Source organism: Sphingobacterium allocomposti (assembly GCF_008124885.1).
GTDB lineage: Bacteria > Bacteroidota > Bacteroidia > Sphingobacteriales > Sphingobacteriaceae > Sphingobacterium > Sphingobacterium allocomposti.
Genome location: NZ_VNHX01000016.1, coordinates 71,634 through 97,261, shown reverse-complemented (window position 1 = coordinate 97,261; position 25,628 = coordinate 71,634). Strand labels below are relative to the sequence as shown.

General features: G+C 47.5%; 26 protein-coding genes and 1 tRNA gene. 16 read left to right on the top strand and 11 right to left on the bottom strand.

Features of this window, described 5'->3' with window-relative positions; translation table 11 throughout:
* Nucleotides 1–4 precede the first annotated feature (4 nt).
* Nucleotides 5–481: a MarR family winged helix-turn-helix transcriptional regulator gene (locus tag BC792_RS12335; protein WP_148909318.1), complete on the bottom strand. Its 477-nt coding sequence runs from the start codon at nucleotides 479–481 to the stop codon at nucleotides 5–7.
* A gap of 133 nt (nucleotides 482–614) precedes the next feature.
* Here BC792_RS12335 and BC792_RS12330 point away from each other — a divergent pair, with 133 nt between their 5' ends.
* The 4 genes from BC792_RS12330 (at nucleotide 615) to BC792_RS12315 (ending at nucleotide 5,893) form a co-directional block, all read left to right on the top strand.
* Nucleotides 615–851, top strand: a complete 237-nt coding sequence (locus tag BC792_RS12330; protein ID WP_148909317.1) for a FeoA family protein — start codon at nucleotides 615–617, stop codon at nucleotides 849–851.
* Between the two features lies 1 nt (nucleotide 852).
* Complete coding sequence (gene feoB / locus BC792_RS12325; protein WP_148909316.1) at nucleotides 853–2,955, top strand: ferrous iron transport protein B; 2,103 nt, start codon at nucleotides 853–855, stop codon at nucleotides 2,953–2,955.
* A 192-nt stretch (nucleotides 2,956–3,147) separates the two neighbouring features.
* Nucleotides 3,148–3,399, top strand: a complete 252-nt coding sequence (locus BC792_RS12320) for a hypothetical protein (RefSeq protein ID WP_148909315.1) — start codon at nucleotides 3,148–3,150, stop codon at nucleotides 3,397–3,399.
* A gap of 1,072 nt (nucleotides 3,400–4,471) precedes the next feature.
* The gene (locus BC792_RS12315) at nucleotides 4,472–5,893 is read left to right on the top strand and encodes an amino acid permease (RefSeq protein ID WP_148909314.1); all 1,422 of its coding nucleotides are present in this window, start codon (nucleotides 4,472–4,474) and stop codon (nucleotides 5,891–5,893) included.
* Nucleotides 5,894–5,973: 80 nt separating this feature from the next.
* On the opposite strand, the gene BC792_RS12310 is transcribed toward BC792_RS12315, so the two are convergent.
* Together BC792_RS12310 and BC792_RS12305 are read right to left on the bottom strand one after the other, a co-directional pair.
* Nucleotides 5,974–6,828 (bottom strand): aminotransferase class IV, encoded by an 855-nt coding sequence (locus BC792_RS12310; protein ID WP_148909313.1) that lies wholly within the window; start codon nucleotides 6,826–6,828, stop codon nucleotides 5,974–5,976.
* A gap of 10 nt (nucleotides 6,829–6,838) precedes the next feature.
* Complete coding sequence (locus BC792_RS12305) at nucleotides 6,839–7,879, bottom strand: RluA family pseudouridine synthase (protein WP_148909312.1); 1,041 nt, start codon at nucleotides 7,877–7,879, stop codon at nucleotides 6,839–6,841.
* Between the two features lie 52 nt (nucleotides 7,880–7,931).
* Here BC792_RS12305 and BC792_RS12300 point away from each other — a divergent pair, with 52 nt between their 5' ends.
* Nucleotides 7,932–8,816, top strand: a complete 885-nt coding sequence (locus BC792_RS12300; RefSeq protein ID WP_148909311.1) for a 1-aminocyclopropane-1-carboxylate deaminase/D-cysteine desulfhydrase — start codon at nucleotides 7,932–7,934, stop codon at nucleotides 8,814–8,816.
* Between the two features lie 19 nt (nucleotides 8,817–8,835).
* On the opposite strand, the gene BC792_RS12295 is transcribed toward BC792_RS12300, so the two are convergent.
* Together BC792_RS12295 and BC792_RS12290 are read right to left on the bottom strand one after the other, a co-directional pair.
* On the bottom strand, nucleotides 8,836–9,477 hold the full coding sequence (locus BC792_RS12295) for a carbohydrate-binding family 9-like protein (RefSeq protein WP_170250024.1): 642 nt from the start codon (nucleotides 9,475–9,477) through the stop codon (nucleotides 8,836–8,838).
* A 20-nt stretch (nucleotides 9,478–9,497) separates the two neighbouring features.
* Nucleotides 9,498–10,610, bottom strand: a complete 1,113-nt coding sequence (locus BC792_RS12290) for a phosphotransferase enzyme family protein (protein WP_148909309.1) — start codon at nucleotides 10,608–10,610, stop codon at nucleotides 9,498–9,500.
* A gap of 227 nt (nucleotides 10,611–10,837) precedes the next feature.
* Between BC792_RS12290 and BC792_RS12285 the strand changes: the two genes are divergently transcribed.
* Nucleotides 10,838–12,163: a hemolysin family protein gene (locus tag BC792_RS12285; RefSeq protein WP_148909308.1), complete on the top strand. Its 1,326-nt coding sequence runs from the start codon at nucleotides 10,838–10,840 to the stop codon at nucleotides 12,161–12,163.
* A gap of 14 nt (nucleotides 12,164–12,177) precedes the next feature.
* Here BC792_RS12285 and trxA read toward each other — a convergent pair whose 3' ends face one another.
* A complete protein-coding gene (gene trxA, locus BC792_RS12280) occupies nucleotides 12,178–12,474 on the bottom strand; it encodes a thioredoxin (RefSeq protein WP_148909307.1) in 297 nt (98 codons plus the stop codon).
* A 19-nt stretch (nucleotides 12,475–12,493) separates the two neighbouring features.
* Nucleotides 12,494–13,369, bottom strand: a complete 876-nt coding sequence (locus BC792_RS12275) for a glycoside hydrolase family 25 protein (protein WP_148909306.1) — start codon at nucleotides 13,367–13,369, stop codon at nucleotides 12,494–12,496.
* Nucleotides 13,370–13,427: 58 nt separating this feature from the next.
* Here BC792_RS12275 and BC792_RS12270 point away from each other — a divergent pair, with 58 nt between their 5' ends.
* The 3 genes from BC792_RS12270 to BC792_RS18525 all read left to right on the top strand — a co-directional run bounded on the left by BC792_RS12270 (nucleotide 13,428) and on the right by BC792_RS18525 (nucleotide 15,365).
* Complete coding sequence (locus tag BC792_RS12270; protein ID WP_148909305.1) at nucleotides 13,428–14,312, top strand: bestrophin family protein; 885 nt, start codon at nucleotides 13,428–13,430, stop codon at nucleotides 14,310–14,312.
* 106 nt (nucleotides 14,313–14,418) lie between these two features.
* A tRNA-Ser gene (locus BC792_RS12265) sits at nucleotides 14,419–14,503 on the top strand.
* Between the two features lie 22 nt (nucleotides 14,504–14,525).
* Nucleotides 14,526–15,365 carry a DinB family protein gene (locus BC792_RS18525; RefSeq protein WP_211357533.1) on the top strand — a complete coding sequence of 280 codons (840 nt, stop codon included), beginning with the start codon at nucleotides 14,526–14,528 and terminating at the stop codon, nucleotides 15,363–15,365.
* Between the two features lie 109 nt (nucleotides 15,366–15,474).
* On the opposite strand, the gene BC792_RS12255 is transcribed toward BC792_RS18525, so the two are convergent.
* Both BC792_RS12255 and BC792_RS12250 read right to left on the bottom strand, forming a co-directional pair.
* Nucleotides 15,475–16,131, bottom strand: a complete 657-nt coding sequence (locus tag BC792_RS12255; protein WP_246155028.1) for a response regulator — start codon at nucleotides 16,129–16,131, stop codon at nucleotides 15,475–15,477.
* Between the two features lie 7 nt (nucleotides 16,132–16,138).
* On the bottom strand, nucleotides 16,139–17,218 hold the full coding sequence (locus BC792_RS12250; RefSeq protein ID WP_148909304.1) for a sensor histidine kinase: 1,080 nt from the start codon (nucleotides 17,216–17,218) through the stop codon (nucleotides 16,139–16,141).
* Nucleotides 17,219–17,717: 499 nt separating this feature from the next.
* Between BC792_RS12250 and BC792_RS12245 the strand changes: the two genes are divergently transcribed.
* Entirely contained in the window at nucleotides 17,718–18,221 is a 504-nt protein-coding gene (locus BC792_RS12245; protein WP_148909303.1) for an RNA polymerase sigma factor, read from the top strand.
* 223 nt (nucleotides 18,222–18,444) lie between these two features.
* Nucleotides 18,445–19,041 carry a ferritin-like domain-containing protein gene (locus BC792_RS12240; protein WP_246155027.1) on the top strand — a complete coding sequence of 199 codons (597 nt, stop codon included), beginning with the start codon at nucleotides 18,445–18,447 and terminating at the stop codon, nucleotides 19,039–19,041.
* Between the two features lie 204 nt (nucleotides 19,042–19,245).
* Here BC792_RS12240 and BC792_RS12235 read toward each other — a convergent pair whose 3' ends face one another.
* Nucleotides 19,246–20,136, bottom strand: a complete 891-nt coding sequence (locus BC792_RS12235; protein WP_246155025.1) for an SDR family oxidoreductase — start codon at nucleotides 20,134–20,136, stop codon at nucleotides 19,246–19,248.
* A 54-nt stretch (nucleotides 20,137–20,190) separates the two neighbouring features.
* Between BC792_RS12235 and BC792_RS12230 the strand changes: the two genes are divergently transcribed.
* Both BC792_RS12230 and BC792_RS12225 read left to right on the top strand, forming a co-directional pair.
* Nucleotides 20,191–20,502: a hypothetical protein gene (locus BC792_RS12230; protein ID WP_148909302.1), complete on the top strand. Its 312-nt coding sequence runs from the start codon at nucleotides 20,191–20,193 to the stop codon at nucleotides 20,500–20,502.
* Nucleotides 20,503–20,679: 177 nt separating this feature from the next.
* Nucleotides 20,680–21,282 carry a hypothetical protein gene (locus BC792_RS12225; protein ID WP_148909301.1) on the top strand — a complete coding sequence of 201 codons (603 nt, stop codon included), beginning with the start codon at nucleotides 20,680–20,682 and terminating at the stop codon, nucleotides 21,280–21,282.
* A gap of 66 nt (nucleotides 21,283–21,348) precedes the next feature.
* Here the strand turns inward: BC792_RS12225 and BC792_RS12220 are convergent, their stop codons facing one another.
* Nucleotides 21,349–21,567, bottom strand: a complete 219-nt coding sequence (locus BC792_RS12220; protein ID WP_148909300.1) for a hypothetical protein — start codon at nucleotides 21,565–21,567, stop codon at nucleotides 21,349–21,351.
* A 255-nt stretch (nucleotides 21,568–21,822) separates the two neighbouring features.
* Here BC792_RS12220 and BC792_RS18365 point away from each other — a divergent pair, with 255 nt between their 5' ends.
* From BC792_RS18365 to BC792_RS12210, 3 genes are all read left to right on the top strand, one after another.
* Nucleotides 21,823–21,966 (top strand): hypothetical protein, encoded by a 144-nt coding sequence (locus BC792_RS18365; protein ID WP_170250023.1) that lies wholly within the window; start codon nucleotides 21,823–21,825, stop codon nucleotides 21,964–21,966.
* A 173-nt stretch (nucleotides 21,967–22,139) separates the two neighbouring features.
* The gene (locus BC792_RS12215) at nucleotides 22,140–23,261 is read left to right on the top strand and encodes a baeRF3 domain-containing protein (RefSeq protein WP_148909299.1); all 1,122 of its coding nucleotides are present in this window, start codon (nucleotides 22,140–22,142) and stop codon (nucleotides 23,259–23,261) included.
* 127 nt (nucleotides 23,262–23,388) lie between these two features.
* Nucleotides 23,389–25,617, top strand: a complete 2,229-nt coding sequence (locus BC792_RS12210) for a bifunctional alpha,alpha-trehalose-phosphate synthase (UDP-forming)/trehalose-phosphatase (protein WP_148909298.1) — start codon at nucleotides 23,389–23,391, stop codon at nucleotides 25,615–25,617.
* Nucleotides 25,618–25,628: the final 11 nt, after the last annotated feature.

Here is a 25,628-nt window from a genome sequence, read left to right as displayed (position 1 = left end):
CATCTTAATAGGTCTGTTTCTCGACGAGCTCCTCGCCACGCAGCTTGTCCAGGAGCTCGCTTAACAGCGCAGCTTCTTTAGCCGATATATGTTTAGGTAATAGGTCAGCTAGCATCATATCATCTTCGATAGACTGTAAAAGGTCGAGGCCCTTTTGCGTAATAAAAAGGTCTACCGCCCGTTTGTCATCTTTGTTTTTCGTCCGCGACACTAACCCTTTCGTAACAATCCGGTCGATAAGCCGCGAAATATCCGGCGTATTGCCGATCATCCGCGAGCGTACGAGGTTGTTTGTAGACGGCCGCGGCAATTGCCCCCTTAAAATGCGGAGCACGTTAAACTGCTGTAACGTTATTCCCTTTTTTGACGCCCGCTTCTCCAATATCAGTCCCAGCCAGCTCGCCGTAAAGAGAATATTCACCGTAGCACGCTGCCAATCGCTCGAAAATTTTCTAACTTGTAATTCCTCCTCTATCTTCATTCGTGTTTTTAATTTTAAAACAAAAGTGTGACAACTTTAAACCGTAGAATCAATCTAAATTGGTTATCTTTGGCTGCACAGCGCGTATTATTCGATACGAATATATATTTATATACTATTTTTAACATATAAAATGCAAAAAAGTTTCTGTCTTCATGTATTGAAAATTGGTGAAAAAGCCACCATATCCGAGCTTAATGCACGGGAACTTCCATCTAAATTTTTTGAAATGGGGTTGTTGCCCGGAACAGTCGTGGAGGTAAAACACAAGGCCCCGTTTAACGGCCCGATAGGGCTGCACATACATAACTCAAATGTATTAATCGCTATCCGCAGATCCGAAGCCACACACATTTTAGTAGAAAGATAACATGAGAGACCCTATTATAGCCCTGTTGGGAAACCCCAACGTGGGTAAGACATCCTTATTTAATCGAATTACCAAACTACACCAACACGTAGGAAACTATCCCGGCATCACTGTAGAAAAAAGAGAAGGCAGTGTGAAGGCCAATGGGAGAAACTACAGAATAATCGACCTTCCGGGTACTTACACCTTATATCCGACCTCCCTCGATGAAGAAATCGTTTACAATGCACTCGCCGATAAACATAATCCGGTGCATCCCGATCTCGTCATCGTGGTCTCTGAACCTAACAACATAAAACGTTCCGTTGTCCTCTACCAGCAGGCACGCGAACTTGGAGTTCCTGCCCTATTCGTCATTAACATGATAGATGAGGTCAATGAAAAAGGGCTGGAAATCGATTACGCCAAGCTGGAAGGCTACCTGCAGACCAGGGTGCTTACGACAGACGCCCGCAACGGCAGGGGTATCCAGAAAGTGATAGAAGCATTTGACGAACGTCCCGGACACTTTTTAGGTAAATTTAAAGTGGACGAAAAGTACACCGAGGCGCTCGAAGAGGCAAAAAGAGCTTTCCCGCTTAACACCGAATACCAGACATGGCAGTTCCTGGCGCAGAACCATGTTTCATTTTTGCGCGATGAAGATCGCCAGAAAATAAGAGCCATACGCGAAAAGTATAGCCTCCGCCCTAACGAACTTCAACAGGCTGAAGCTATCGAAAGAAATACAAACATCGAAAAAGACATTAAAGAGATTGTCTTCCTTGCCGAAAATAGGCATCTTACAAAAACCAACCGGATCGACAGGCTGCTGCTACATCCCTTCTGGGGCTATGCGATTTTCTTCGCCATATTGTTCGTGACATTTCAGTTGGTATTCACGCTTTCCGCTCCGATAATGGACTGGATCGATGAACATTTTTCAGCCCTTATCGATTATACAGCATCCATACTTCCAGAAGGGCCTATATCCAATCTGATCACCCAGGGAATAATGGCCGGCATCGGAGGGATCATCATCTTCGTCCCGCAAATCGCCATCTTGTTCCTGCTCATATCGCTAATGGAAGAAACAGGTTACATGAGCAGGGTCGTGTTCCTGATGGACCGATGGTTGCGTCCTTATGGACTGAATGGAAAGTCTGTTATTCCACTTATGTCTGGCGTAGGCTGTGCCGTCCCCGCGATTATGGCTGCCCGTAACATAGAAAACACGAAGGAGCGGCTGGTTACGATGCTGGTCACACCTTTTATGACCTGCGCCGCACGGCTTCCTATATACATTGTCCTGATTGCCCTCGTAATACCGGACGACACCTTTTTAGGATTTGGCTTACAAGGGATCGTACTGAACGTACTCTATATACTCGGGGTGTTGGCAGCACTGCTTTCAGCGTGGGTTTTGAGCAAAATAGTGAAAAGCCAGCACAAATCTTTCCTGATTTTCGAGCTGCCTTCCTACAAGACACCGGACTGGCGGAACGTGGGGACAAACGTGTGGGACAAAACTTCGGGCTTCCTCTTCGGCGCAGGAAAAATTATCCTCGCTATGGCTGTGATATTATGGGTGCTCGGAAGCTTTGGGCCAAACGATAAGTTCAGTAACGCAGATCAATACGTTATGGAAGCGAATCCGGGTCTGTCCGAAGAAGAACTGGAGGAGGAAGTGGCTTCCTTCCAGCTCGAACACTCCTTCCTCGGCTACATCGGAATGGGGATCGAACCACTCGTGAAACCGCTCGGATACGACTGGAAAATGGGGATCGGACTGGTCTCTTCGTTTGCGGCGCGGGAAGTGTTTGTCGCCACAATGGCGACCGTCTACAGCCTCGGAGAAGATGTAGATATCGAGGATGAAGACCAGAAGACGACACTCCTCGGCAAGATGAAGTCCGAAATCAATAGAAATACCGGACAGCCCGCTTATAATCTGGCGTCAGGCATCTCGCTATTACTGTTTTACGCCTTCGCCATGCAGTGCATGAGTACCATTGCCATCATGAAAAGAGAAACAGGATCCTGGAAATGGACGCTAATCCAGACCGGTATGATGACCGGTATGGCCTACGTAGTGGCGTTCATAGCGTATCAACTTATTAAATAAGACAACGATGGAGGTAACAATTCAATATATTATCATTGCCGCTATTTTTATCGCAGCTCTATATTATTTGGCAAAACTTCTCCTGCCTGGTAAAAGTAAGGCAGGAGGATGTTCAAAAGGATGTAGCTGCGGCACACCTTCCGCCCTGCAGGATAGCGTTAAACATTAAATAAGATTGCCGGGAAGTGGGAAGTGAGAAATATCACCCGTTTAACTACGCGGTATTCTTCACAGCTTTACCTCTTCACGACCTTACGAATCAACAACTTTACGCCTTTAGCCAGCAGCTATCTGCCATTAGGCCATGAGATTGCTTCGTCGTACGAGGACTTCGACAGAGCCTGTACTGAGCCTGCCGAAGTGCTCAGCCTGACATTGTCATCCAGCCTGTCGAAGGATAGACAATGGAAGGAGGAGCTAGTACGGAGAAGTGAGAAGAGTTAGATGAAGTCAGAAGGTTAGATTGCTTCATCGTCGTCCCTCCTCCTCGCAATAACGCTTTTTACGCTTTTATTCGACCCTGTCGGGGTCGTGCAATTGATGCACGGTTTTGTATCGGGATATGCCCCCTGTGGGGTCAATCGTTGCTTATGAGTATACGACTTCACGACTTTACAAATCAAAACTTTACGGCTTATAGCCATCAGCGATCTGCCATTAGCCGTTCCCTTCCAGCTTCGCTTCACTAGGGATGAAGTAGTTTTCGGTTCATCCTAGGAGCTCGGGCCTTTACATCTTTACGAATCAACAACTTTACGGCTTATAGCCACTTGCCATCTGCCATCTGCTATCAGCCTCTCACTTTACGACTTCACCGCTACCCTATGTCAAGGCAGCCCTGTGCGGGGGAAAAGACAGGCATCGGTTCGACTGCGTCAGCGGGCCGCCATAATAGCCATGAAGAACCGCTCGTTGTCTGAACGAAGTGAGTTTGGAACGGTTTAGGCTATGATAAGGCACGGTAGCATCAAGAACCGCGGCCGGAGGACCTTGTTTACTTGGGTCCTTCCAAGTAAAATCCCCGCCTTGGGTTAAGGGGCTATAAAGATGTGAGAACTCAAATATTAGTAGTTAGATTTGAGTAGTGAGAAGTGAGAAAGTTAGATGGAGTTAGAGGGCTAAGGATGATCACCATAGGAGTTCGGGCTTTACATCTTTACGAATCAACAACTTTACGGCTTATAGCCATTAGCCATCTGCTATCTGCTATCAGCCATCTGCCAATTTACAAACTCAAACAACGACACTCCACACTCTTTTTTGTACAAAACCACGGATAATACATCGGTTTTATTATTTTTACTGCATGAACACGTACAGACCGACCACGCTTTTCTTTTTCTTTCCATGCGACAGAGAATAGGTAACCATCAAAAGCTGGCGGTGGACGCCCAAACTTCAGCTCCTTGGCTTCTGTCGCGAATGGTGCACACAACTGCCCAACCGATGGGAGTTTGTCGTGTAAAATGACAGAATATCGAGGCTGTAAAATAACAAACTAATCATACACAACGTCTTGGAAACAAATTCTACAGAAAACAAAAAGCTAAAACGAGGACTGAGCAACAGACATATACAGCTTATCGCACTGGGTGGCGCCATCGGTACCGGACTATTTCTAGGTATCGGACAGGCCGCCGTCCTCGCCGGCCCCTCTGTCATCCTGGGGTATGCCATCGCCGGAATCATCGCCTTCTTCATCATGCGGCAGCTCGGCGAGATGGTTGTACACGAACCTGTATCCGGAAGCTTCAGCTACTTTGCCAACCGCTATTGGGGCACGTTCGCCGGATATGCCTCAGGCTGGAACTACTGGGTTTTATACCTTTTGGTCAGCATGGCCGAGCTGACGGCAATCGGTCATTACGTACAGTTCTGGTGGCCTGAAATCCCGTTGTGGGTGTCCAGTCTGTTTTTCTTCGTCATGATTAACGTCCTAAATCTCGCCTCGGTCAAGGTTTACGGAGAAACGGAATTTTGGTTTTCCATCATCAAGGTTGTTGCCATTATCGCCATGATATTGTTTGGCACCTACCTTCTACTTAGCGGCAACGCCGGCGAGCAGGCATCAATAAACAATTTGACGAACGACGGCGGCTTCTTCTCCAAAGGATGGCTTACCATGGAAAACGGCGCGTACCAAGGGCTCCTTGCGGCACTGGTTATGATTATGTTTTCTTTCGGCGGCCTGGAGCTGGTCGGTATTACTGCCGCTGAAGCGGAAAACCCAGAGAGAAACATCCCCAAGGCTACAAATCAAGTTCTTTGGCGCATTCTGATCTTTTATATCGGTTCGTTAATCATCTTATTTTCGCTCATGCCCTGGCGGCAGATTACCCCGGAAACAAGCCCGTTTGTAGAAGTGTTTGCAAGCCTAAAGGGTATGCAGTTCCAACTTTTCGGCACGACCTACTACTTCACCAATATAATAGCAAATGCACTCAATCTGATTGTACTGACGGCAGCACTATCGGTCTATAACAGCTGTGTATACAGCAACTCCCGCATGCTCTACGGATTGGCAGAACAGGGTAACGCCCCGCGCTTTCTTACGAAATTAAACAAGAACCACTCACCGATCAATGCCATTCTCGTATCGGCTGGACTAGTCGCACTATGTATTGTGATCAACAAGATCATTCCAGATAAGGCGCTTGAAGTCTTAATGAGCCTCGTCGTTTCCTCACTGGTGATCAATTGGATTATGATAAGCCTCACACACATGTTCTTCAAAAAGAAGATTAATGGGCAAGGTGCCGTATCAAAATTTCCGACGCTGTTATTTCCGTTCAGCAATTACATATGCCTGATTTTCCTTCTGGGGGTATTAATCATGATGTGGTTTACCGGCTTGAAAATTTCGGTCGAACTCATCCCAATCTGGCTTATACTTTTATACATCAGCTATTTAGTTGTACAGCGTCAGAAAGCGAAGTAACAAAAAACGGATAGGCACTTTCTTAAAAAATGCCTATCCGTTTGTATCTCCGCTTGCATAGTATTTCCCCCTGATACACTCTACTCCTCGTCGTAGTTCCAAGACTGCAACTTGTCCTGCAGAATGCGGGAGATTTTATTGAAGTATCGCTTCTGCTTGAAGCCCATAACCCATTGGACGCCATGTACCGCATTCGTACAGAATATCTCGTCCGCCTGCTTCATAATCTCCGGACTGATCTGCGCCTCTACAACAGGTATACCTTCATGGGCGGCCATATCCATAACCACCCTGCGCATGACTCCCTGTACGCACCCCTCTGTCAGGGCCGGCGTGTAGAGCGTCTTGTCGTAATAGACGAAAATGTTCGATGTTAACGCTTCACAGAGATGGCCTTCCTGATTCAGCAGGAAAACCTCATCATAAGCAAACTTCTTCTTATAAAGGCCCGCCATAACATAAATTAGGGCATTGTTAGACTTCAGGTGGGACAGCCCGCTGTATGGCTTTTTAAGATCCGTATACAGATCAACAATAAGTCCCAGCTTCTTGTCCCGCAGTGATGCAGGAAGCCGGGAAACCTGGAGGCAGTAAACCGGTCTATTCGTATCAGGAGCATATAGCCCGCCTCCCGCCCGGTAGACAATAAGCCGCACACGGACAACCTGTCCGATCATGTTGTTTTTCCGGATCAGTTCTTCCGTCTTCGAACGGATAAAAAACGTGTCAAACTTGGTGTATTCATCAAACTGGAGCAGTTGCATTCCCCCTTGCAGCCGTTCAACGTGGAAGTCGAGAAAACGTATATCGCCATCCTTCCACAACATCGTTTCAAAGAGCCCATCTCCATAGCGTAGCGCCCTGTTGTCTATCGTAGCAATATGCTGGTCTTCGGCAATAATCTGCCCATCAAAATTTATAAATTGTAATGACATAAAGTTCTAATTAAGACTGCTGGTTTACGGTTGCCGAATACGACCTCCACTTTTCCAGCGCCAGTTGAAAGTCCTGCGGCAAAGGCACCTCGAAATACATCTGTTGCTTTGTCCGCGGATGAATGAAGCCCAGGGACTTCGCATGAAGCGCCTGTCGCGGCAATAGCTCAAAACAGTTTTGTACGAACTGCTTATACTTGTTGAAGACGGTCCCTTTCAGGATTTTATTCCCCCCGTAGGACTCGTCTGAAAAAAGGGGGTGCCCGATCGACTTCATGTGTGCACGGATCTGGTGCGTACGCCCCGTCTCCAATTCACATTCTATAAGTGTAACATACCCTAACCGTTCCAACACACGATAATGCGTCACCGACCATTTCCCTTTTTCCGGATCGTCGTACATCTCCATAATACGACGGTCTTTGGCATTTCTTCCAATGTATCCCGAAACTGTTCCGTTTTCAGATAAATCTCCCCACACTAACGCCACATATTTCCTATTTATTGTATGGTCGAAAAACTGCTTCGCCAACGACGTCATTGTCCGTTCGTTTTTCGCAATGACCAATAATCCCGAAGTGTCTTTATCGATACGGTGCACCAGTCCCGGCCGCCCCGTATTTCCAGGCATTGTCGGCAGCTGATGAAGATGATAGGTAAGTGCATTTACAAGCGTCCCTGTATAATTGTTGTAGCCGGGATGCACCACCATACCGGCTTCCTTATTTACCAGAAGTAGATCGTCATCTTCATAGACGATCGATAAAGGAATATCTTCCGGATAAACTTCTGTGTCCCGGGGCGGATCGGGTAAGACCATCGTGACAACGTCAAACGGCTTTATCTTATAACTGGCCTTCACGACTTTTCCGTTGACCAGTACCGTCTCCGCGTCGATTGCATTCTGAATCCGGTTTCTGGACGTATTTTCCACCCTGTTCATCAAGAACTTATCTATCCGCAATAAAGCCTGTCCTTTAGGCGCTTCTATCCTAAAGTGCTCAAAAAGCTCCCGTTCCTCCTGCTCTTGAAAATCTAAGTCGTCTACCATCTCGCAAAAGTATCGAAATCCTGCAAAATCTGCTAACTTTGAAACAAGTAATATGCTGAATTTTGATTTTTATAGTCCTGAGGAAGAAATCAGGCTTCCCCTGTACGAAAAGTACAACGTCCGTGTCTTTTTAAAGCGCGATGACCTCATACATCCCTATATTTCAGGCAACAAATGGCGGAAACTGAAATATACCCTTGAAGAAGCTTCCAGCCTAAAAAAAGAGGTGTTAGTGACATATGGAGGCCCGTGGTCCAATCATCTCCTTGCCACAGCATGCGCCGGTGCGAGATTTGGCTTTCGTACCCACGCCTTTGTTCGCGGCGAGCCTGTCGCAAATCCGGTATTGTCCATGTGTAAACTCTTCGGCATGACTGTAACATTCGTCGATCGGAAATCCTACGTCGACAAGAGAGGGTTATATGATCACCACTTCGGACAGGACGATACAGCGTACCTCGTCCAGGAAGGCGGATATGGAACGGCGGGAGCGAAAGGGTGCGCGGAAATCGTCCACGAGCTGGTCAACGTTTACGACCACTGCTTTTGTGCTGCCGGAACGGGGACAACGTTGGCCGGCCTATGTATGGGCATGAATCAACTCGGTATTCCAACTTCGCTACACGGCGTCCCCGTTCTCAAAGGCGGGCAGTTTATCCTCGAAGAGGTAGCTTCCCTAGGCGTAGACACTGCCCGTATAAAGCTTCATCTCGATTATCATTTTGGTGGTTACGCGAAGACGAAGCCCGAACTGCTCGCGTTCGTCCGCAGCTATGTACAACAAACGGGCGTCATGATAGAACCTACCTATACCGGCAAGCTGTTTTATGCGATCCACGACCTAATGGAAAAAGGACAGTTGGCACCAGGGGCGAAAGTGCTTATCATACATACGGGCGGGCTCACGGGATTGCTCGGTATGTTAGACAGGTTTTGACGATAATCCCGCTTACCCCTCACGCAAAGATCAGTTCACCAAAAAAAGCCGGCAGGTGGAAGTTCGGCGTCGGAAAATCAACCCTACTCCAGGACAGAAAGTGCGGCCCGGGCAGCTTGTCGCCGCATTTGTAAAAGTTTCCATGAGCTTTCCGGCCCGAGAACGTGTCGATGCCGCTTTCGACAAACACGTCCACAGGCACGCACCATACCGTCGCCCAGCACTTTTCCTTGCCGCTGTTAATCACCGATGTCACGGTCTGCACCGACTCTATCTGCTCCGCACTTAAGCGTGCACGTTCGGACTTTGCTTCCGGCCCGTAACCGATTAAACCGGTTCCCAGCACGTTAAACTCCAGGTTGTAATACGTACTCCGACCGTCAAAAGAAAGAAACAGTTCCACACAGCTGTCCTCCCATACCGCTTCGTTTGGACGAACATATGTAGCCTTTATAAAATCCTCGCGCACCACGTAGTGGACAAACAGAACGTCGCCAGCGTGCGCTAGCTGAAAACGGACATCCGGCTTATATGGAAATTGTTCCGACCAATTCGCGTGGGACAGCTGCTGCCAAGGCAATTCCTCCATCTGCTTCTGAAGAGCTGCGTAGCCAAAGACGGTTAAATCCATATCAATCCGCGGTACAAAAAGTTTGTCCATTTCCATTTGTTATCAGTTATTTATGCGCAAATACTCTCTTTCAAAATCGACGTTAAGTGTTGGCGATGAAGCTCCATTTCCCTGACCAGTTTTAGCTGGGCATGTGTTCTCACCAGGTTGTGCGTCGGATAGTTTGTTTTATAATATTTGTCTCCGTTAATGTAGTCTGTTAAGAACCTTACCCCTTGCATAAAAGGCAGTAAATATACACCATGGATAAGCGAATCAATCTCGCTGTCCGTAAGAAAATCTTTCGCCGCGCTGATGTAACCCTCCGTGTAAGCGCGGAAAAGCGGGATGTTCAGGCCAATCTTCGACAGGTCGGCCTCGTCTTCGGCTGCAGAATTGATTATCGTTCGGATAGCATCCCCGAAGTCATAAGCGACATACCCCGGCATGACAGTGTCCAGGTCAATGACGCACTGTACCCGGTCATCCTGATCCAACAGTACATTGTTGAATTTGGTGTCGTTGTGTGTAATACGTAGCGGTAGCTCACCACGGGAGCCCATGACCAGAACCGTACGCATATCTTCCTCGCGCTCGAAAATATAACCAAGCACGTCCTCAACCTCCTTAACACGGCCGCAGCCGTCCGCGTCGATAGCCTCACGCAGATTCCTCATTCTAAAGTCCAGATCGTGAAAGTGCGGCAAAATTTCGACTAGCCGCGAAGCGTCGAGGTCAGCCAGCAATTTCTGAAAATTGCCGAACGCCTGCCCTCCCGAATAAGCCTGAGCCGGCGTCTCTACAATATCATAGCTCCGCGTTCCTTCCAATAGAATGAACATCCGCCAGTACCCCTCCTCCGTGTTTCCATAATAAAGCTCCCCCCTATGTGTCGGCACCAACGTTAGTGTCTTTCTCTCGATGTCTGCTTCCCCCAAATCGGCTAACCGTTGCTTAAGATGGGTCAATACAATCTCTGTATTGGCCATCAGCCCCTCCACATCGGTGAAAATATGGTTGTTGATACGTTGCAATAAATAGCTTTTACCCCCTACCTTGTCCGTCCTTACGCAAAATGTATCATTAATATGTCCCGATCCGAAACGTTCCACACTCAGGATGTTCCCTTCGATGTTAAAACGTCCGGCAAATCTCTCAATACTACTATTTTTAAAGTCAAACATTATAAAATTTCAAGTGTCACATAATTATGCAATTCGTTTTGCAATATCACCAAATATTTTAAAAAACGAAAACACCGACCGCAAACAAACGTTTGCATGTTTTGTGAAGTTGTTTTTTCAGCGCCCCCCCCGTAAAGTACCTTCGAAAGACGATATAGTACGCTTTTTTCGAAGACCGTATCGCCGCTAACGATTTAATTTGTATTTTAGGGTTTTAAACGCATTATATGCTCACGGAGATTTTAATCATCCTTACCTTAATTATACTAAATGGAGTGCTTTCGGCTTCTGAAATCGCTATTGTTTCCAGCAGGAAGGCCCGTCTACAAGCTGCAGCAGAAAAAAATAACAAATCGGCTAAAATTGCACTGTCGTTGAAAGAAAATCCGAACCGGTTCTTGTCTACCGTCCAGATCGGTATTACACTGATCGGTATTCTTACCGGTTTCTTCAGTGGAGGCAGTATCTCATCCTACCTTGCCGAAAGCTTCGGCAGCATCCCCTTTTTAGCACCCTACAGCCAACAGCTTTCCATCATCCTGGTAGTGTTGGTCATTACATACCTCTCTCTGGTGGTAGGCGAGCTGGTACCAAAACGTATCGGTATGGCCATCCCTGAGCGCTACGCTTCATTGATTGCAGCGCCGATGCAGCTGTTAAGCCGTATTGTGAGGCCGTTCGTCTGGTTGCTGAGCGTCTCCACCGACCTCCTCGTCCGGCTGCTGAACATAAAGGTATCCAAGAATACGGTGACCGAAGAAGAAATAAAAGCGCTGGTGGATGAAGGTGTGGATAGCGGCGTCATCGAAAATTTCGAGCACGATTTCGTCGACCGTCTCCTGGTGCTGGGCGATAAACGTGCGATTAACCTCATGGTACACCGATCCAACATCGACTGCCTGGATCTTCAGAACAGCTTCGAGGACAACAAGGTCATTATCCGTCGGTCAGAACACACCGAACTGCCTGTTATCGATGGCAGCTTTGATCGCGTACGAGGTGTTATACATGTCAAAACCTTCTTAAAAAAATACATTGACGACCAGCCCATACAACTCGAGGAACTAATCGAGCCGATGCCGTTTGTCAACGAAAATACGTATGCCTACAGCGTCTTAAAGGTATTCAAAAACGCAAAGGCACAGCTGGCGGTCGTCATCGACGAATACGGTATCCCCCAGGGCATCGTGTCGATAAAAGACATTGTGAAAACGCTGTTCGGCGATATTGAAAACGGGGAAGACCAGTCGGAGCCCCAAATCCGCAAACGGGAAGATGGTTCACATATCATTGACGGCCGTACACAGCTCAGCGACTTTCTCGAATATTTTCAGATTTACCTGAATGAAGACGAAGAAGAAGACCTGGGCAATGTCACGACCCTTGGGGGACTTGTCTTCCTGACCTTAGATCACGTTCCCGAAGAAGGCGAAGCCATCAACTTTAAAAACTATAGATTGGAGGTCATCGACATGGACGGCCATCGTATCGACAAGGTGCTGCTAACGAAACTACCGGCTCCCACGAACGGTGCCGGCGAAAATGAAGATTGACAAACAGCCTCCCCTCAGACATAAGCGTCGACGACCTCGGTTAACTGTTGCAGCGGCAATACTCCGCTCTGCCTCCAGACCTGCTCACCATTTCGGTACAGAATCATAGTGGGCACGCCCTGCACGCGATAGCGGGCTGCCAGGTCGTTGTTTTTGTCCACATCAATTTTGACAATCGATATGGCGTCGCCATAATGGTCTTTCAGGTCTTTCAATATTGGCCCCAACATCTGACAAGGGCCACACCATGTGGCGGAAAAGTCCACAAGCACCAACGGGTGCTGATTGATAATATCGTTAAAAGTTGCCATACGGTAAAGATAACACTATTTAGGGAGAATAGTTTGGGGATGCATCATAAGGAACTGCTAGCCCCTCGAGCTCCTCAATACTTCCTTTGAACATATTCACATCTACGTTTCCCTCTATACCGCGGACATAGCCGTGTTCTGTAAATTGCCAGAAATCCCAGTGTTTCTTCGGCTTGTCTACCCAGAAATTGTAGTTGGCGATCCATAAAACGTAATCGGAGAACTCCTTTTCCAGAAAATCGGTAAAGTAGCTATCTCCCGAATACAGAATCGGCCGGATTCCGTAGTGGTTCTCTACAGCCTCCAACCACCGCCGCAGGCCCACCTTGAGCGAATCCATAGGTTGCTTCTTCGGCCGCTCCTCGATATCTAAGACAGGTGGCAGATCTCCGGGCTTCAGCCGCACGGTCCGGATAAAATTCGCAGCTTGTCGTATGGAGTTTTCGTTCGGACGGAAATAATGGTATGCGCCGCGGAGCTTCGCGCGGCTAGCGGCCGCTTCCCAGTTTTCGGCATAACGTTTGTCCTTCGCCCTCTCGCCCATTGTTGCGCGGATAAAGACGAAATCTACGGCAACCTGATCGTGGATGGTATTAACCTCAATCCACCGTATCCGCCCTTGATATTGCGAGATGTCTATACCATAAACGTACTCATCAAACTTTCCCATCAGTTCCAGATTCCGTCGGTCATGCTCATTCGCACTATACTGCTCGACAGGCTGTTCACCATATATCCATCGCTTAACCGCGTAAGGAAGATCTGTCCTCGTGACGACAAGACCGATCAACAACACCAACAGCACCGGAATTAAAATGCTCAACGCCAAAAGACGCCTCCGCTCTATGTCTCCCTTTTGCGTCTTTCTCTTGACGGCCCGCTTGTTTTTTGCCATATTGCGGTGAAAATAGCAGAAATATTATTCATAGACAATATTAAATAAAAACCTAGCAATGCTCGTATACAATTCAAAGGAGTGGTTTACTTCCACCATGTTTTTTCACCGTACAGATACCTTCCGTAGGCTCCTACCCTTTATTCTGATTATGGCCCTATATTCGTGGGCTATTGCCTACTGGGAGCTGGAATATTTAAAGCTCTCGGAGAAAAGCTGGATAAAGAATATCACGATTGTGCACAGCCTGCTGGGGTTCGTCCTTTCCCTTTTGCTGGTCTTTCGCACAAATACCGCCTACGACCGTTGGTGGGAAGCGCGGAAGCAATGGGGAACACTCACGAATATATCGCGGACCTTGGCCTACAAACTGAATAGCTTCCTGGACGCCGATGACAAAGTATCGCGAAATTTTTATAGGAAGGCCCTGCCTTTATATGCAGATACTCTTTTTAATTTTCTACGTTCCGACTATACAAAATTCATGTTAGACGAAAAAGAACATCCCGAACTGGCAGATCTTGACGAGAAGAAGCACGGTCCGAACCAGATAGCGTCGCTTATTTTTAAGAAAACCAACAATCTTTATAAGAACGGACAACTTTCCGGCGAACAGTTCATCATTATCAACGACGAATTGCAGAACCTAACCAATGTATGTGGTGCGTGCGAACGGATAAAAAACACCCCTATACCGTTGAGTTATAGCTCATTTATAAAGAAGTTCATCATCATCTATTCAGTTACTTTGCCGGTAGGCTATGTCTTTTCCATGGGATATTTTGTTATCGCCGCCGTGCCATTTATCTTTTACGTGCTGGCCTCCCTGGAGCTCATCGGCGAGTCTATCGAAGAACCGTTCGGCACGGATACGGACGACCTTCCGATAGATAAGATCTCTTCTAATATCAAAAAGCATGTAAAAGAGTTGATTTTACCATAATGCAGGCACAAAAGAAAACGAAAATAATTTCTCTCATTTTCAAGGACTAAAAGGGCAAAGCAAAAATAAGTTTTGCAGAAAAGGTCAGAATTTCTACTTTTGTCGCGGAGAGTTGGCAGAGTGGTCGAATGCGGCGGTCTTGAAAACCGTTAACTGTCACAGGTTCGGGGGTTCGAATCCCTCACTCTCCGCAGAAAAATCCCTTATCGAAAGATGAGGGATTTTTTGGTTTACAGCGGTCAGGATTCGAACCGAAGGGCCCGGCGGGGTTCGATCCGAAGGAGGTTCAGGGACAAGCCGGGGGAACAGGCGGCTGAACCAATCCCTCACTCTCCGCAGAAAAATCCCTTATCGAAAGATGAGGGATTTTTTGGTTTACAGCGGTCAAGATTCGAACCGAAGGGCCCGGCAGGGTTCGATCCGAAGGAGGTTCAGGGACAAGCCGGGGAACAGGCGGCTGAACCAATATGCCACTTTAATCTGAAGTTATTACCTTTGAGGAAAAGGAGCTACTTTAGGCTACGTAATTTAAAGCGTCCAAGCCGAGCTGCTAAACAAATACGTATACCAATGCAGGACAACAAATTGATTACGAACATCATAGAACAGTTCCTTGACCTACAACAAGGCGAGCGCTGGCTAGATGAAAACTTTAGGAAGAAAACCGCCGATCTAGACGAGAATCAAGTCTTTGAAAGACCCTTGCCCGAGTTACATAGCGTCGCCGAACTGATCTCCCACATCTTAGTTTGGCGACTTGAAAGCATCCGTAAAATACAGAATTCAGCGGGCGATTTATCCGCTGACAGCTCGGAAAGCTGGAAAACGAACGAACAATTAAGAGAAATTGGCTGGCGACGCCTAAGATCCGAATTCTATAAGAGCACAGATATGCTAGTCAATATATTGAAGGAACAGGAGGATACGTTCCTAGAAAGAATATCCAATGACGGCTATAGCTTTAAACAATTGGTGGAAGGACTGATCCATCACGATCTCTATCATCTAGGCCAGATTGGCATAACGATTAAGTTCTTAAATAGAAAGAAATAGTCTGAACTAATGCCGTGCCATGAATTCACACTAAAATTCCATCCACATCCATACAACAAAAAAGCGTTCAGGTATACCGAACGCTTTCATAGGTAGAGGTAGATAAAGTCTATTTAATAAGTCCGTTCTTGACGGCCAGCTTAATTAACGCAGCAGAATTCTTTACCCCCGTTTTATCAATCAGATTCTGGCGGTGCCCTTCCACGGTGCGTTTACTTAGAAAGAGCTTGTCTGCTATTTCCACATTGGTATACCCTTCACTAATCAACTGCAGTACTTCAAGTTCCCGGTCCGAAATATCCAGATCGGCCATCAGCTGTTCGACATTGGTACTAGAAGAAGGGACATCATGGAGCTTATCCAGCAGCATCATGGCAATCTCTTCACATAGATAGCGCCCACCCTTCTCAACATGCTCAATGGCAAACAACAGCTCATCGTAACCTACATTCTTAACCAGGTAGCCCTTCGCTCCCTTTTCGAATGCCTGAAAGACGTGCTGGCTGCTGTTAAGCATCGAGAGCATGATAACCTTAATCCCGGGATACAACTGCTGTAGCCGCTCCACCAGCTGAATGCCATCCATGCCGGCCATACTGATGTCGGTCAGCACGATATCTGCCTCGGTACCCTTTTCCAACAACTCCATAACCTCGATACCATTGTTCGCCTCACCGACGACCGTCAAGTTGTCCTGTGAGTCAATCAGCAATTTTATTCCGTTACGAACGACAAGATGATCTTCAGCTAGAATAATCTTTATCATATATATCCTAATTAGTGTATAGTTTAATTTGTATTCTACTTCCTTTTGGTGAACTCGAAAGATCCATAGTGCCGGCATACAGCGCTATCCTATTTCTGATATTCCGAAGGCCCGTCCCGAGCCGCAAAGAATCTTCCATATCTCTGCCAAAACCCTGACCGTCGTCTTCCACGATAATGGTCAGTTCCTTTCCCGTTATACGCAGACGTAAAGAGATCTCCTTAGCTCTTGCATGCTTCAGACAGTTGTTGAAAAGTTCCTGTATCACCCGGTAGCTACAAAACTGCAGCTCCCTGCAAACCTCTGTAATACGCCTATCAATACTTGTCTTAAAACTTATCCCCGCCCTTCTGAGCCTAAAAATCATATCATCCATAGCCTGGAAAAAGCCCATGTCGCGCAATACCGTAGGCACCAGATCATTTGATATGTTACGCACATTGTATATGGTGTCGTTCAGCATCTTCTTGATCGGCATAATCTCCTCCTCATGACCGTGCTCCAGCAGAAACCGCTGTAAACTGATCCGAATGGCGTACAGCTCCTGGGCAATACTTTCATGCAATGTCACGCCAATGAACTCTCTCTCCGCCTCCTGCGTTTCTATAATCGTTTTATAATAAACCTCGTTTTCCTCTTTTGAAGCGCTGGTCGGATTGAAATCGTTTTTCAAAAACAATAAGACATAGACGTTTTCCTGACGCTCCGCATGGAAAATGCGTTTGAGATAAATAGTAACTAAACGGAAGATCTGCTTTTTACATTTTACTTTAACCAGTCGAAGAGGTTCACCGAAGGTCTCCTTTCCGCTGTCCAAAAACTCTTTGACGCGGTCTCTCTCCTCTTCTAACAAAAAGTCGAAAATTACACGGCCGTTTAGCGGAGCATCCTCCACGCACAACAGCTCGCGTACTTTATCATTATGTTGAAATGTTCTGGCCTCTTCATCCATAAACAGATAACCAAAAGGTCCGTCGTGGAAAGCCTCGTAGAAGAAACGCAGACCATTTCCATGGTTACCTGCGGATTCATCCGGAAGTAAAGGCGATAAGGACATAAGCATTGGGTTCTTATTTTCTGTGTTCATTACTTACTCTCTACGTTAGACAGCTACTGATTTATAACTCGTTTCAGATGGTCGCGGTAATAACGCTATCCTCAAATATCAAAAATCAAACCCAGAACTCGGTAAAAAATACGTAAATCAAGTATTCGACACCCGTATAAATACTAGTTTATTGTCACGTATAAATGTTAGCGGAAAAAGGGCGCTGCAACGCATCGTATTATCCGCCCGACAGCACGCTGTTCCACCGCTGCCATCCTGCTATTGCGGCAAACGCGGGATTTTTAAGGCGAAATACGTGGAAGAAACAGACAGCCACGTTGTTTCCTTATTACCGGCGTTCGACACAAAATACACATAAAAATCTGATTATAAACATAATAAAGACACGAAGTATTTTTCCTACCGCAAAACGTATTTTTCGGGTGCATTCCTCACGCCTCCTCTCGACTTCCGGCGGCCACCGGTTTTTGCATCACTTTTGTAGCCGTATTTCCGCATTAACAAACCGACGATAAACATGAATACTAAACAATTGAACTTAACCATCGAACAAAACCAGTCATTACTTAAACGCGTAGCAACCAAGTTTACCAAAAACCCTTACGAGATTGAAGAGCTGGTACAGGAAACCTTCATACGCTCGCTATCGTCCCTGGAACGGTTCATTCACCATCCGAAACTCGTGGCGTGGCTATTTGTCATCATGCGCAACGTGTACATCAACAAATACCGAAAGATCGGCAAATACCGGACCATGGAGGCGGAACTGATGTCGGGCAACCATTTCGAACAGCTCACTTATAACCGCGGCGAATCAAAATTTGTACTTCATGATATTCAATCCGCCATACGCGAGCTCCCGGAAGATAACTACAGAGCACTCACCATGTTCCTCGACGGTTTCAAATACCACGAAATTGCCGAACAGCTGCAGATTCCGGAAGGAACGGTGAAGACGAGGATACACGTCGCCCGACGAATACTCAAAAAAAAGCTCGGCGCTTATCGCAAAAAAAATTAAAAAAAGTAAACCATTCCGCTGTTGCCTTGTTCAGATAGTAGAAAAGGTTGAAAGGCCGCAAAAGGCCACAGAAGATACCGATACTTTTGATCGTCGAAAGATGAAAGGCATCTTTCGTTTAAAGAAACACAAAAGAGGCAACGATTGGATACAAAAAAGATCAAAAGTAATCGCAAGAGGGCTTGAAACATTCAAGCCCTCTTCCTTTATAGGACCATGGCAGATGGCACGATTATACGTCGTCCGCACATCGTGTTGCCCCGTAAACATCCGCGATTATGGACATGCTCCTACCCTCCACACGTTAATCTTTTACAAAGAAATCACAACGATTTCGGATTTCGGCAGTTCTTTTATAAAGCTTAAGATCATGGAAGATTACAAAGAATTATTGCAGGACCTGATCGAAATAAACAACGATCGGATAGCCGGGTACACGAAAGCGATTGAACTCTTAAGTGAGTATGGCGACGATGATCTGCGACAGGTATTCGTTCAGTACCGGTCGCAGACGCAGACCTTCGTAAGCCAGCTTACACCATTTCTGACAGAGGAAGGGGAAACGCCCACAACCTCCACCCGGACAACAGGAAAATTGTTCCGCCTCTGGATGGACATCAAAGGATCCATCAGCGGCCATGACCGCCGTAGCATATTGGAAAGCTGTGAACGTGGCGAGGATGCATTTAAAAGGACTTACGAAGAAGCCATCAGAGAGCTCGATGAGGTCCCAACATCGCTGGCTAACATCATCAGGCAGCAGGCAGAGCAGCAGTACATGGCACACAACCACATCAAGACGCTGCGGGATGCCTCTTGACAGCCGACCGTTTTATAGCATAAGCTATCCGTGCCTCCCCCACAACGGCCGTGATGTCCAGCACAAGGTACGTCGCCGTTACGGGGAGGCATCACCCTTCTGTCCTTCTCTAATACACATCAACGACCTCCATCAAGCACTGATGCACCAACACGGTGCATCAGAAAAGTATAGGCGCTCTATTTCTATTCTATGTTAGCTCGCTTAAATGGTTGCCCTTCCTCCCGTCGCTGGAATCGTAGCACCAGACACGTAAGAGGCCTCGTCAGAAGCTAAAAAAACATAAACGGGCGCCATCTCTACAGGCTGCCCTGGGCGTCCCATAGGCGTATTTTCGCCAAATCGTTCGTGCTCCGGAATAGTCGACGGAATCAGCGGCGTCCATACCGGGCCGGGCGCAACAGCATTAACTCGTATGCCGGAACCATCTTCCAGAAACGATTGTGCTAAACTGGCGGTAAAGTTCTGTATAGCGCCCTTCGTCGCCGCATAGGGCAAAAGCGACGGATTAGGGTTATAGGCATTGACCGAAGTGGTATTGATGATAGACGACCCCGGAGGCATATGAGGCTTGGCATGCTTTACAAAATAAAACATAGCACTCATATTCGTCTCAAACGTCTTGTTCCATTCCTCCGCGGTAATCTCCGTTATATCCTCATATGTCATCTGATAGGCGGCATTGTTCACCAGAATATCAATTTTTCCGAACCGTTCCACCGTTTCCTCCACTATTCTCCGGCACAGCTGCTCATCCCGTATATCGCCCCGTATCAACAACGCCTGCCGACCGGCCTCCTCAATCCACTTTTTTGTATCTTCAGCGTCTTCATCTTCGACAGCGTCCTTATAGGAAATAACGATATCGGACCCTTCGCGGGCCATCGCTATAGCTGTAGCCTTTCCGATACCTGAATCACCTCCCGTTATGATAGCGACCTTTCCCTGCAGACGGCTATTACCCCGGTACGTTTTCTCGCCATGGTCCGGCACCGGATCCATTTTCGAACTCACACCCGGCGGTTGCTGATCCTGTTTTGGAAAAGGAGGCACGGGATACATCTCTTTTGGATTTCCTTGTTTTTCGATTGTCATAATTCTCCTTATTTTTATGTATCAATAATTATTCACGTTGTATATTCCGCTCACATGCAGTCACACATCTCTACGGATGTGCCCCCAAAGGCGGAGGCTTCAGCAATCTATTCCCTCCCCGGATCCGCCTCTAATGCCCCTATAAGCGTGCACGCCACACGGGCAACTGCTGTCTCTAACTCACTCAGCCAACCATTGAACAGCGACACCGCCGATTTAGTTGCCTTTTTTTCTGACAAATTCCTTACGTGGTTATCCAAAAAGCCTAACGTTACCGTTATTGCAAGGTTCAGTAACGAAGTTGACCCCGAAGGCTATCACAAAACAGGCCGATTAACAGTGTCCATGGAGGTTGTTCATCCGTAGCCATCTTTCAAGGCATTCAGAAGCCCGCTGCATTCAATTGCCAGTTGCCTTGCTCCTCGCCGTGATGCACTTCCGGGATTTTGCTGTCGTTCCGACAGTTTTTGCACCCCATCCGCATTCCACCGACGAACCTTTCCGCCGGTTCTGCATTCTATTACTAAACAAAAAAACAACACTATGGAAAAAAATTATATACCGCCACAGGTCCAAGGTAAACAACTGGACATCTTTGAGGATAAACGCTTTCCCAGCGCCGCAGAGGCCTTTACCGCCTTCTCGCGGACCAGGGAGCGCTTGCTGGATATCAATCGGTGGCACGAATATGCCGGAGCTCCGTCAGCACAGTTTCAGCTCGTCGACCATAAGGGCGCACCCGTCGAAGGGAAGCCACAAATCGGTCATTATATACAGATCGATATTCCGGGTCCGGGCAGCCCCAGAGGACATGGATACGACTGGGTGGCCATTACACATATGACTGATCAGCCAACCGAAGGGTTTGTCCAGTTTACAGTGAGTCCATCTCCCCCACCACAGGACGACACCAACGAAGTTGCACACTTCTTCCACCAGTACGCCAGTTCGACCTTCCAGGCGGAAGTCAAAGGCGACGTACTCGCCGTGAGCTATTTCGGAAGAAACGAGCAAATCAATCTCCAGAATGAAAATATATCCGACACCATACGGAATGCCATCATCGGGCTGAGTGCCAAATTGGGTTTCTCGTATCCGCAATGGAAAAAACTTGTACAGGGCTTAATTGAAAACGACAACAACTAAAATAGGCGGTGGCAAGCGCCACCACCTATTTATTTGTAGAGAGAGAATAAAAGTTTCGTACAGTAATTAATTCATTGGCGGTGTAGGGGTAGGCTGTCCAAGTGTATCTGTACTGTCGCGACGGATAGTATCCATAGGAGCAGCTCCAGTCTCACCATCCATATAATCGTTGATTGTATCGGGTGTCTCGCCCATCGAGTCCGAATTGCTATCGCGGTTGCCTCCGCAGGCTGTCAAGGCGCCTGCCAAACCTAACATTACTGCAAAAAAGCTGATCTTTTTCATATTGATTTATTTAAGTTTTCCATTCTATCGAATTCTAAAGAATATCGAAATGACAATTCAGTAACTGAACGATACCCGACAGCTTTTGTTCACCAGGGGCGCCTTTTCACGTATTTACCGAAACCATTGTCGTATTAACAACCTGCAAAACAACAAAAAGACAGTTCCGGCCCCGCGTATAATTCAAAATATTTCAGCACATTTCTCCACAACGGAAAGTGGCCTCTTTTGTTCTTGCTGTATACATATGATACAATGAAAAGAAAACACAAAGACAAACTCCATAAGCGAAAGACATCGCAACACAGCCTGAAGCGTCAACAAAAGAAGTTCGACCGAAAAGTAAGAAAGCTCTTCTGCGTGGGCATGCGTGGGTATACCTTAAGTACGGCAACGTGACGCCCGCCACTGCGCATCGCGCCGATACCTAATTACAACCTGGGCGCGCTGACGCGTGTACGCCAATTCCCGTATTTACCCTAATACCGCCGGTCAAATACCTCTTTTCGAAACCTTCCCCACTCCCAGATGTTCTCAATAAAACAGATTGTAGATTTTAATAAGAACGTCTTATGAAAACACTTGATGCAACACTATTGAACAGCCTGGTATCACAGGACCCTTCTCCTTCCCTAAGCATCTATCTACCGGTACACAAAAATCTTTCCGAGAGTCCGCTCGACATTCTCTCTCTGAAAAACCTAATAAAGGATATCCGGACCCAAGTTGATCCATCAGAAATCCCTGCAGTGGAGACGTTGCTCGAACCCGTGGAACGGCTCCTGAACGACAAAAACTTCGCCAGAGGAAAAGCGGGAACACTCGCCATATTTTCATCGCCCGGCCTATTTGAGACCGTATTGCTGCCTGACCAATATCCCGCAGCATTTTATCTGGACGACTGCTTCTATATTGTTCCCCTGTTGGCATTCGCCGGCAGCAATACCGATTTTCATGTGTTAGCGTTAGGAAAAAACCGCGTAAGGCTCTTCGAAGGCAACCTCTGCCACTTTGAGGAAATTCCGTTGGAAGACCGCATCCCAACCACGATGGAACAGGCCTTGGGAAGCCATCTTACCGAAAACCATATACACGGGGCCACGGGCGGAGCGACAGCCATACACGGATATATGGAAATCACCGATGAAAAAGAAACAGATAACACACGCTTTTTCCGAATCATCGATCGCGAAATAGACAGTCAATTTAGCCGCGGACGCAAAATACCGCTAATACTTGCGGCACTGCCTGAAAACATCAGTCTATTCCACTCGCTCAGCAAAAACGAATGCCTCGTGCGCGAAGGCATAGCATTAAATGCTGACGGCATCGACACAACAGAGCTCCATCAACGCGCCCTGGATATTATGGAAAACATGCGGCAGGTCGTGATTGAGCGGCATCTCAATCGTTACAACATAGGCAAAAGCGAGCAGCTTGCCTCCGACGTCCTCGCGGACATTGCCGTCCACGCGATGGACGGTCGTATTGAACGCCTCTTCGTCGCTAAAGGGAAGCGTCTGCCGGGAACAGTGTCGATCGAAGACCGGACGCTGACGCCTGACCCGAACGGCCACGGCGACATCATCAACAAAATTGCGTGGCTAACATACAAGAACGGCGGCACCATACACGCCCTCGATAACGCAGAGGGCGCTTTCCCCGAGGGTATCGGCGCGTTAAACCGTTTTTAGGCCCTCGCCCAAACATCGCCAATTGAACAAAATCCAAACTTTTGTTCAATTGGCTTGTTCTGTTAATACCTATTAACGAAAGCAGCGCCGCCTAAACCGCTGCTTATGGTTGTATTTTTCAAAACGTATGCGTAATAACAGAACTATAATTATTTCCAATCGATTACCTGTCCGAATCGAACGCCGCGACCACGAGTTGCACTTTATTCCCAGCGAAGGAGGACTAGCTACTGGCCTTGGCTCCATCTATCAGCAAGAAGGCAATATATGGGTAGGATGGCCCGGTTTTGTTCCCGAAAACGAAGAAGAAGAGACGCTCGTACGCGAAAAGCTCGCCGATCTTAACCTCATTCCTGTGTTTCTCACCGAAGAAGAATTACAGGGATACTACGAGGGTTTCTCTAATGAGGTGCTTTGGCCGATATTCCACTACCGCCTCTCCTATGCCGTTTACAATACAGAAAACTGGCTGACGTATAAATCCGTAAACCAGAAGTTTGCCTCGGTCGTCCAGCAACAGCACATCGACGAAAAAGACGAAGTGTGGATTCACGACTACCAACTGATGCTGCTTCCTGAACTCATCCGGCAGTCGAACGACACCATCGCCATCGGGTATTTCCAGCACATCCCATTTCCACCCGACGAGGTCTTTAGGAGCATCCCTTGGCGCGATGAGCTCATCAAGGGGCTGTTAGGGGCCGACCTCATCGCCTTTCATACCTACAACGACACCCAGCACTTCTTAAATGCCTGCACCCATATTCTGGGTTTACCTATCCATAACAATTGCCTGCATGTGGGCGGGCGCAGCGTATTTGCCGAGGTCTACCCCATGGGTATCGATTTCGAAAAATTCAGCGGGCTGGCGCGTAGCACCGCAATACGCGAACGGGCAACCCAAATACGCGATTTCTATAAAAACCGCAAATTTATTTTATGTATCGACCGCCTGGACTACAGCAAAGGGATTATAGAGCGGCTGGAGGCCTACGAAAGTTTGCTGAAAGAATACCCCGAGCTTCGTGAACAGGTCATCCTCTACATGCTTGTCGTCCCTTCGCGCGATACGGTGCCCCAATATAAGGCGCTACGCGACGAGATAGACCGACAAGTAGGACATATCAACGCGGTCTATGGGATCAACGAATGGATTCCCATCGCCTATTTTTACAACTCGTACCCCGTAGAGGAATTATCTGCCTTGTATGTTGCGGCAGATGTCTGTTTGGTCACATCCATCCGCGACGGCATGAACCTCGTCTGCAAAGAATATGTGGCAAGTAAAGAGGAAAGCGACGGTGTGCTTGTGCTGAGCGAGCTTGCAGGAGCTTCCAAAGAACTCCTTGAAGCAATACAGGTAAACCCCAATTCCGTCGACCAGATCCGCGAAGCATTAAAACAGGCAATTGAAATGCCGGCAGAAGAGCAACAACGGCGGATGCGCGACAGTATCGACATTGTCCGCAAGTTTAACGTGCGGCACTGGGTAAAAATATTCTTTAACCGCCTCCGCGAAATAAAACTGCTGCAACGGCAGGAGATGGCACGGCGCGTGCGGTCGGAGGTGAAGAACGCTATCCTCGAACGGTACCGTGCAGCAAAAAAGAGGATATTCTTCCTCGACTACGACGGCACCCTTATCGGCTTCCATAAAGATGCCGATTCCGCATCCCCCACCGACTCGTTATATCGTACGCTGGAAATGCTGCAGGCCGACCCTGCAAACCAGATCGTCATCATCAGCGGACGTCCGCACGAAACGCTCGACCGTTGGTTCGGACGAAAGGACTACTTCCTCGTGGCCGAACATGGCGCCTGGAGCAACTATCCAGACTTTACATGGAGAAGTAAGAACCACCTTTCGACCCGATGGAAAATACCGGTCAAACACATCATGAACAAGTTCGCCAACCGGACTGCCGGCGCAATCGTCGAGGAAAAAACGTACTCCCTGGCGTGGCATTACCGTAAAGCACAGACCGGACTCGGCCAGCTGCGCTCGCAGGAGCTGGTCGACAGCCTTCGGTATCTTATTCCACACCACGGCCTGCAGCTGCTGATGGGCGACAAGGTAATCGAAGTGAAAAATAGCGAACTGAACAAAGGAAAAGCCTCCTTAGAGATCGTCAAAAGCTATCAGCCGGATTTTATTTTCGCGATCGGCGACGACGCGACCGATGAAGACATGTTTCTTGAACTGCCGGCCGAAGCAATAACGGTAAAGGTCGGCAACAAAAAGTCGGCCGCCCAGTACTACGTCGAAGATCAGGCAGAAGCGGTAAATCTTATCGAATATTTTGCCGTCAAAACCAGTTCCGTGCCGGTAAGTGGTTCTGGCATCGTACACTCTTAAATGAAACAGAA

Coding starts and splice junctions, on each gene's coding strand:
- BC792_RS12335 (WP_148909318.1), bottom strand. CDS start 481: ATGAAGATAGAGGAGGAATTACAAGTTAGAAAATTTTCGAGCGATTGG.
- BC792_RS12330 (WP_148909317.1), top strand. CDS start 615: ATGCAAAAAAGTTTCTGTCTTCATGTATTGAAAATTGGTGAAAAAGCC.
- feoB (WP_148909316.1), top strand. CDS start 853: ATGAGAGACCCTATTATAGCCCTGTTGGGAAACCCCAACGTGGGTAAG.
- BC792_RS12310 (WP_148909313.1), bottom strand. CDS start 6,828: ATGTCATTACAATTTATAAATTTTGATGGGCAGATTATTGCCGAAGAC.
- BC792_RS12305 (WP_148909312.1), bottom strand. CDS start 7,879: ATGGTAGACGACTTAGATTTTCAAGAGCAGGAGGAACGGGAGCTTTTT.
- BC792_RS12300 (WP_148909311.1), top strand. CDS start 7,932: ATGCTGAATTTTGATTTTTATAGTCCTGAGGAAGAAATCAGGCTTCCC.
- BC792_RS12295 (WP_170250024.1), bottom strand. CDS start 9,477: ATGGACAAACTTTTTGTACCGCGGATTGATATGGATTTAACCGTCTTT.
- BC792_RS12290 (WP_148909309.1), bottom strand. CDS start 10,610: ATGTTTGACTTTAAAAATAGTAGTATTGAGAGATTTGCCGGACGTTTT.
- BC792_RS12285 (WP_148909308.1), top strand. CDS start 10,838: ATGCTCACGGAGATTTTAATCATCCTTACCTTAATTATACTAAATGGA.
- trxA (WP_148909307.1), bottom strand. CDS start 12,474: ATGGCAACTTTTAACGATATTATCAATCAGCACCCGTTGGTGCTTGTG.
- BC792_RS12275 (WP_148909306.1), bottom strand. CDS start 13,369: ATGGCAAAAAACAAGCGGGCCGTCAAGAGAAAGACGCAAAAGGGAGAC.
- BC792_RS12270 (WP_148909305.1), top strand. CDS start 13,428: ATGCTCGTATACAATTCAAAGGAGTGGTTTACTTCCACCATGTTTTTT.
- BC792_RS18525 (WP_211357533.1), top strand. CDS start 14,526: ATGAGGGATTTTTTGGTTTACAGCGGTCAGGATTCGAACCGAAGGGCC.
- BC792_RS12255 (WP_246155028.1), bottom strand. CDS start 16,131: ATGATAAAGATTATTCTAGCTGAAGATCATCTTGTCGTTCGTAACGGA.
- BC792_RS12250 (WP_148909304.1), bottom strand. CDS start 17,218: ATGAACACAGAAAATAAGAACCCAATGCTTATGTCCTTATCGCCTTTA.
- BC792_RS12245 (WP_148909303.1), top strand. CDS start 17,718: ATGAATACTAAACAATTGAACTTAACCATCGAACAAAACCAGTCATTA.
- BC792_RS12240 (WP_246155027.1), top strand. CDS start 18,445: ATGGCACGATTATACGTCGTCCGCACATCGTGTTGCCCCGTAAACATC.
- BC792_RS12235 (WP_246155025.1), bottom strand. CDS start 20,136: ATGACAATCGAAAAACAAGGAAATCCAAAAGAGATGTATCCCGTGCCT.
- BC792_RS12230 (WP_148909302.1), top strand. CDS start 20,191: ATGCAGTCACACATCTCTACGGATGTGCCCCCAAAGGCGGAGGCTTCA.
- BC792_RS12225 (WP_148909301.1), top strand. CDS start 20,680: ATGGAAAAAAATTATATACCGCCACAGGTCCAAGGTAAACAACTGGAC.
- BC792_RS12220 (WP_148909300.1), bottom strand. CDS start 21,567: ATGAAAAAGATCAGCTTTTTTGCAGTAATGTTAGGTTTGGCAGGCGCC.
- BC792_RS18365 (WP_170250023.1), top strand. CDS start 21,823: ATGAAAAGAAAACACAAAGACAAACTCCATAAGCGAAAGACATCGCAA.
- BC792_RS12215 (WP_148909299.1), top strand. CDS start 22,140: ATGAAAACACTTGATGCAACACTATTGAACAGCCTGGTATCACAGGAC.
- BC792_RS12210 (WP_148909298.1), top strand. CDS start 23,389: ATGCGTAATAACAGAACTATAATTATTTCCAATCGATTACCTGTCCGA.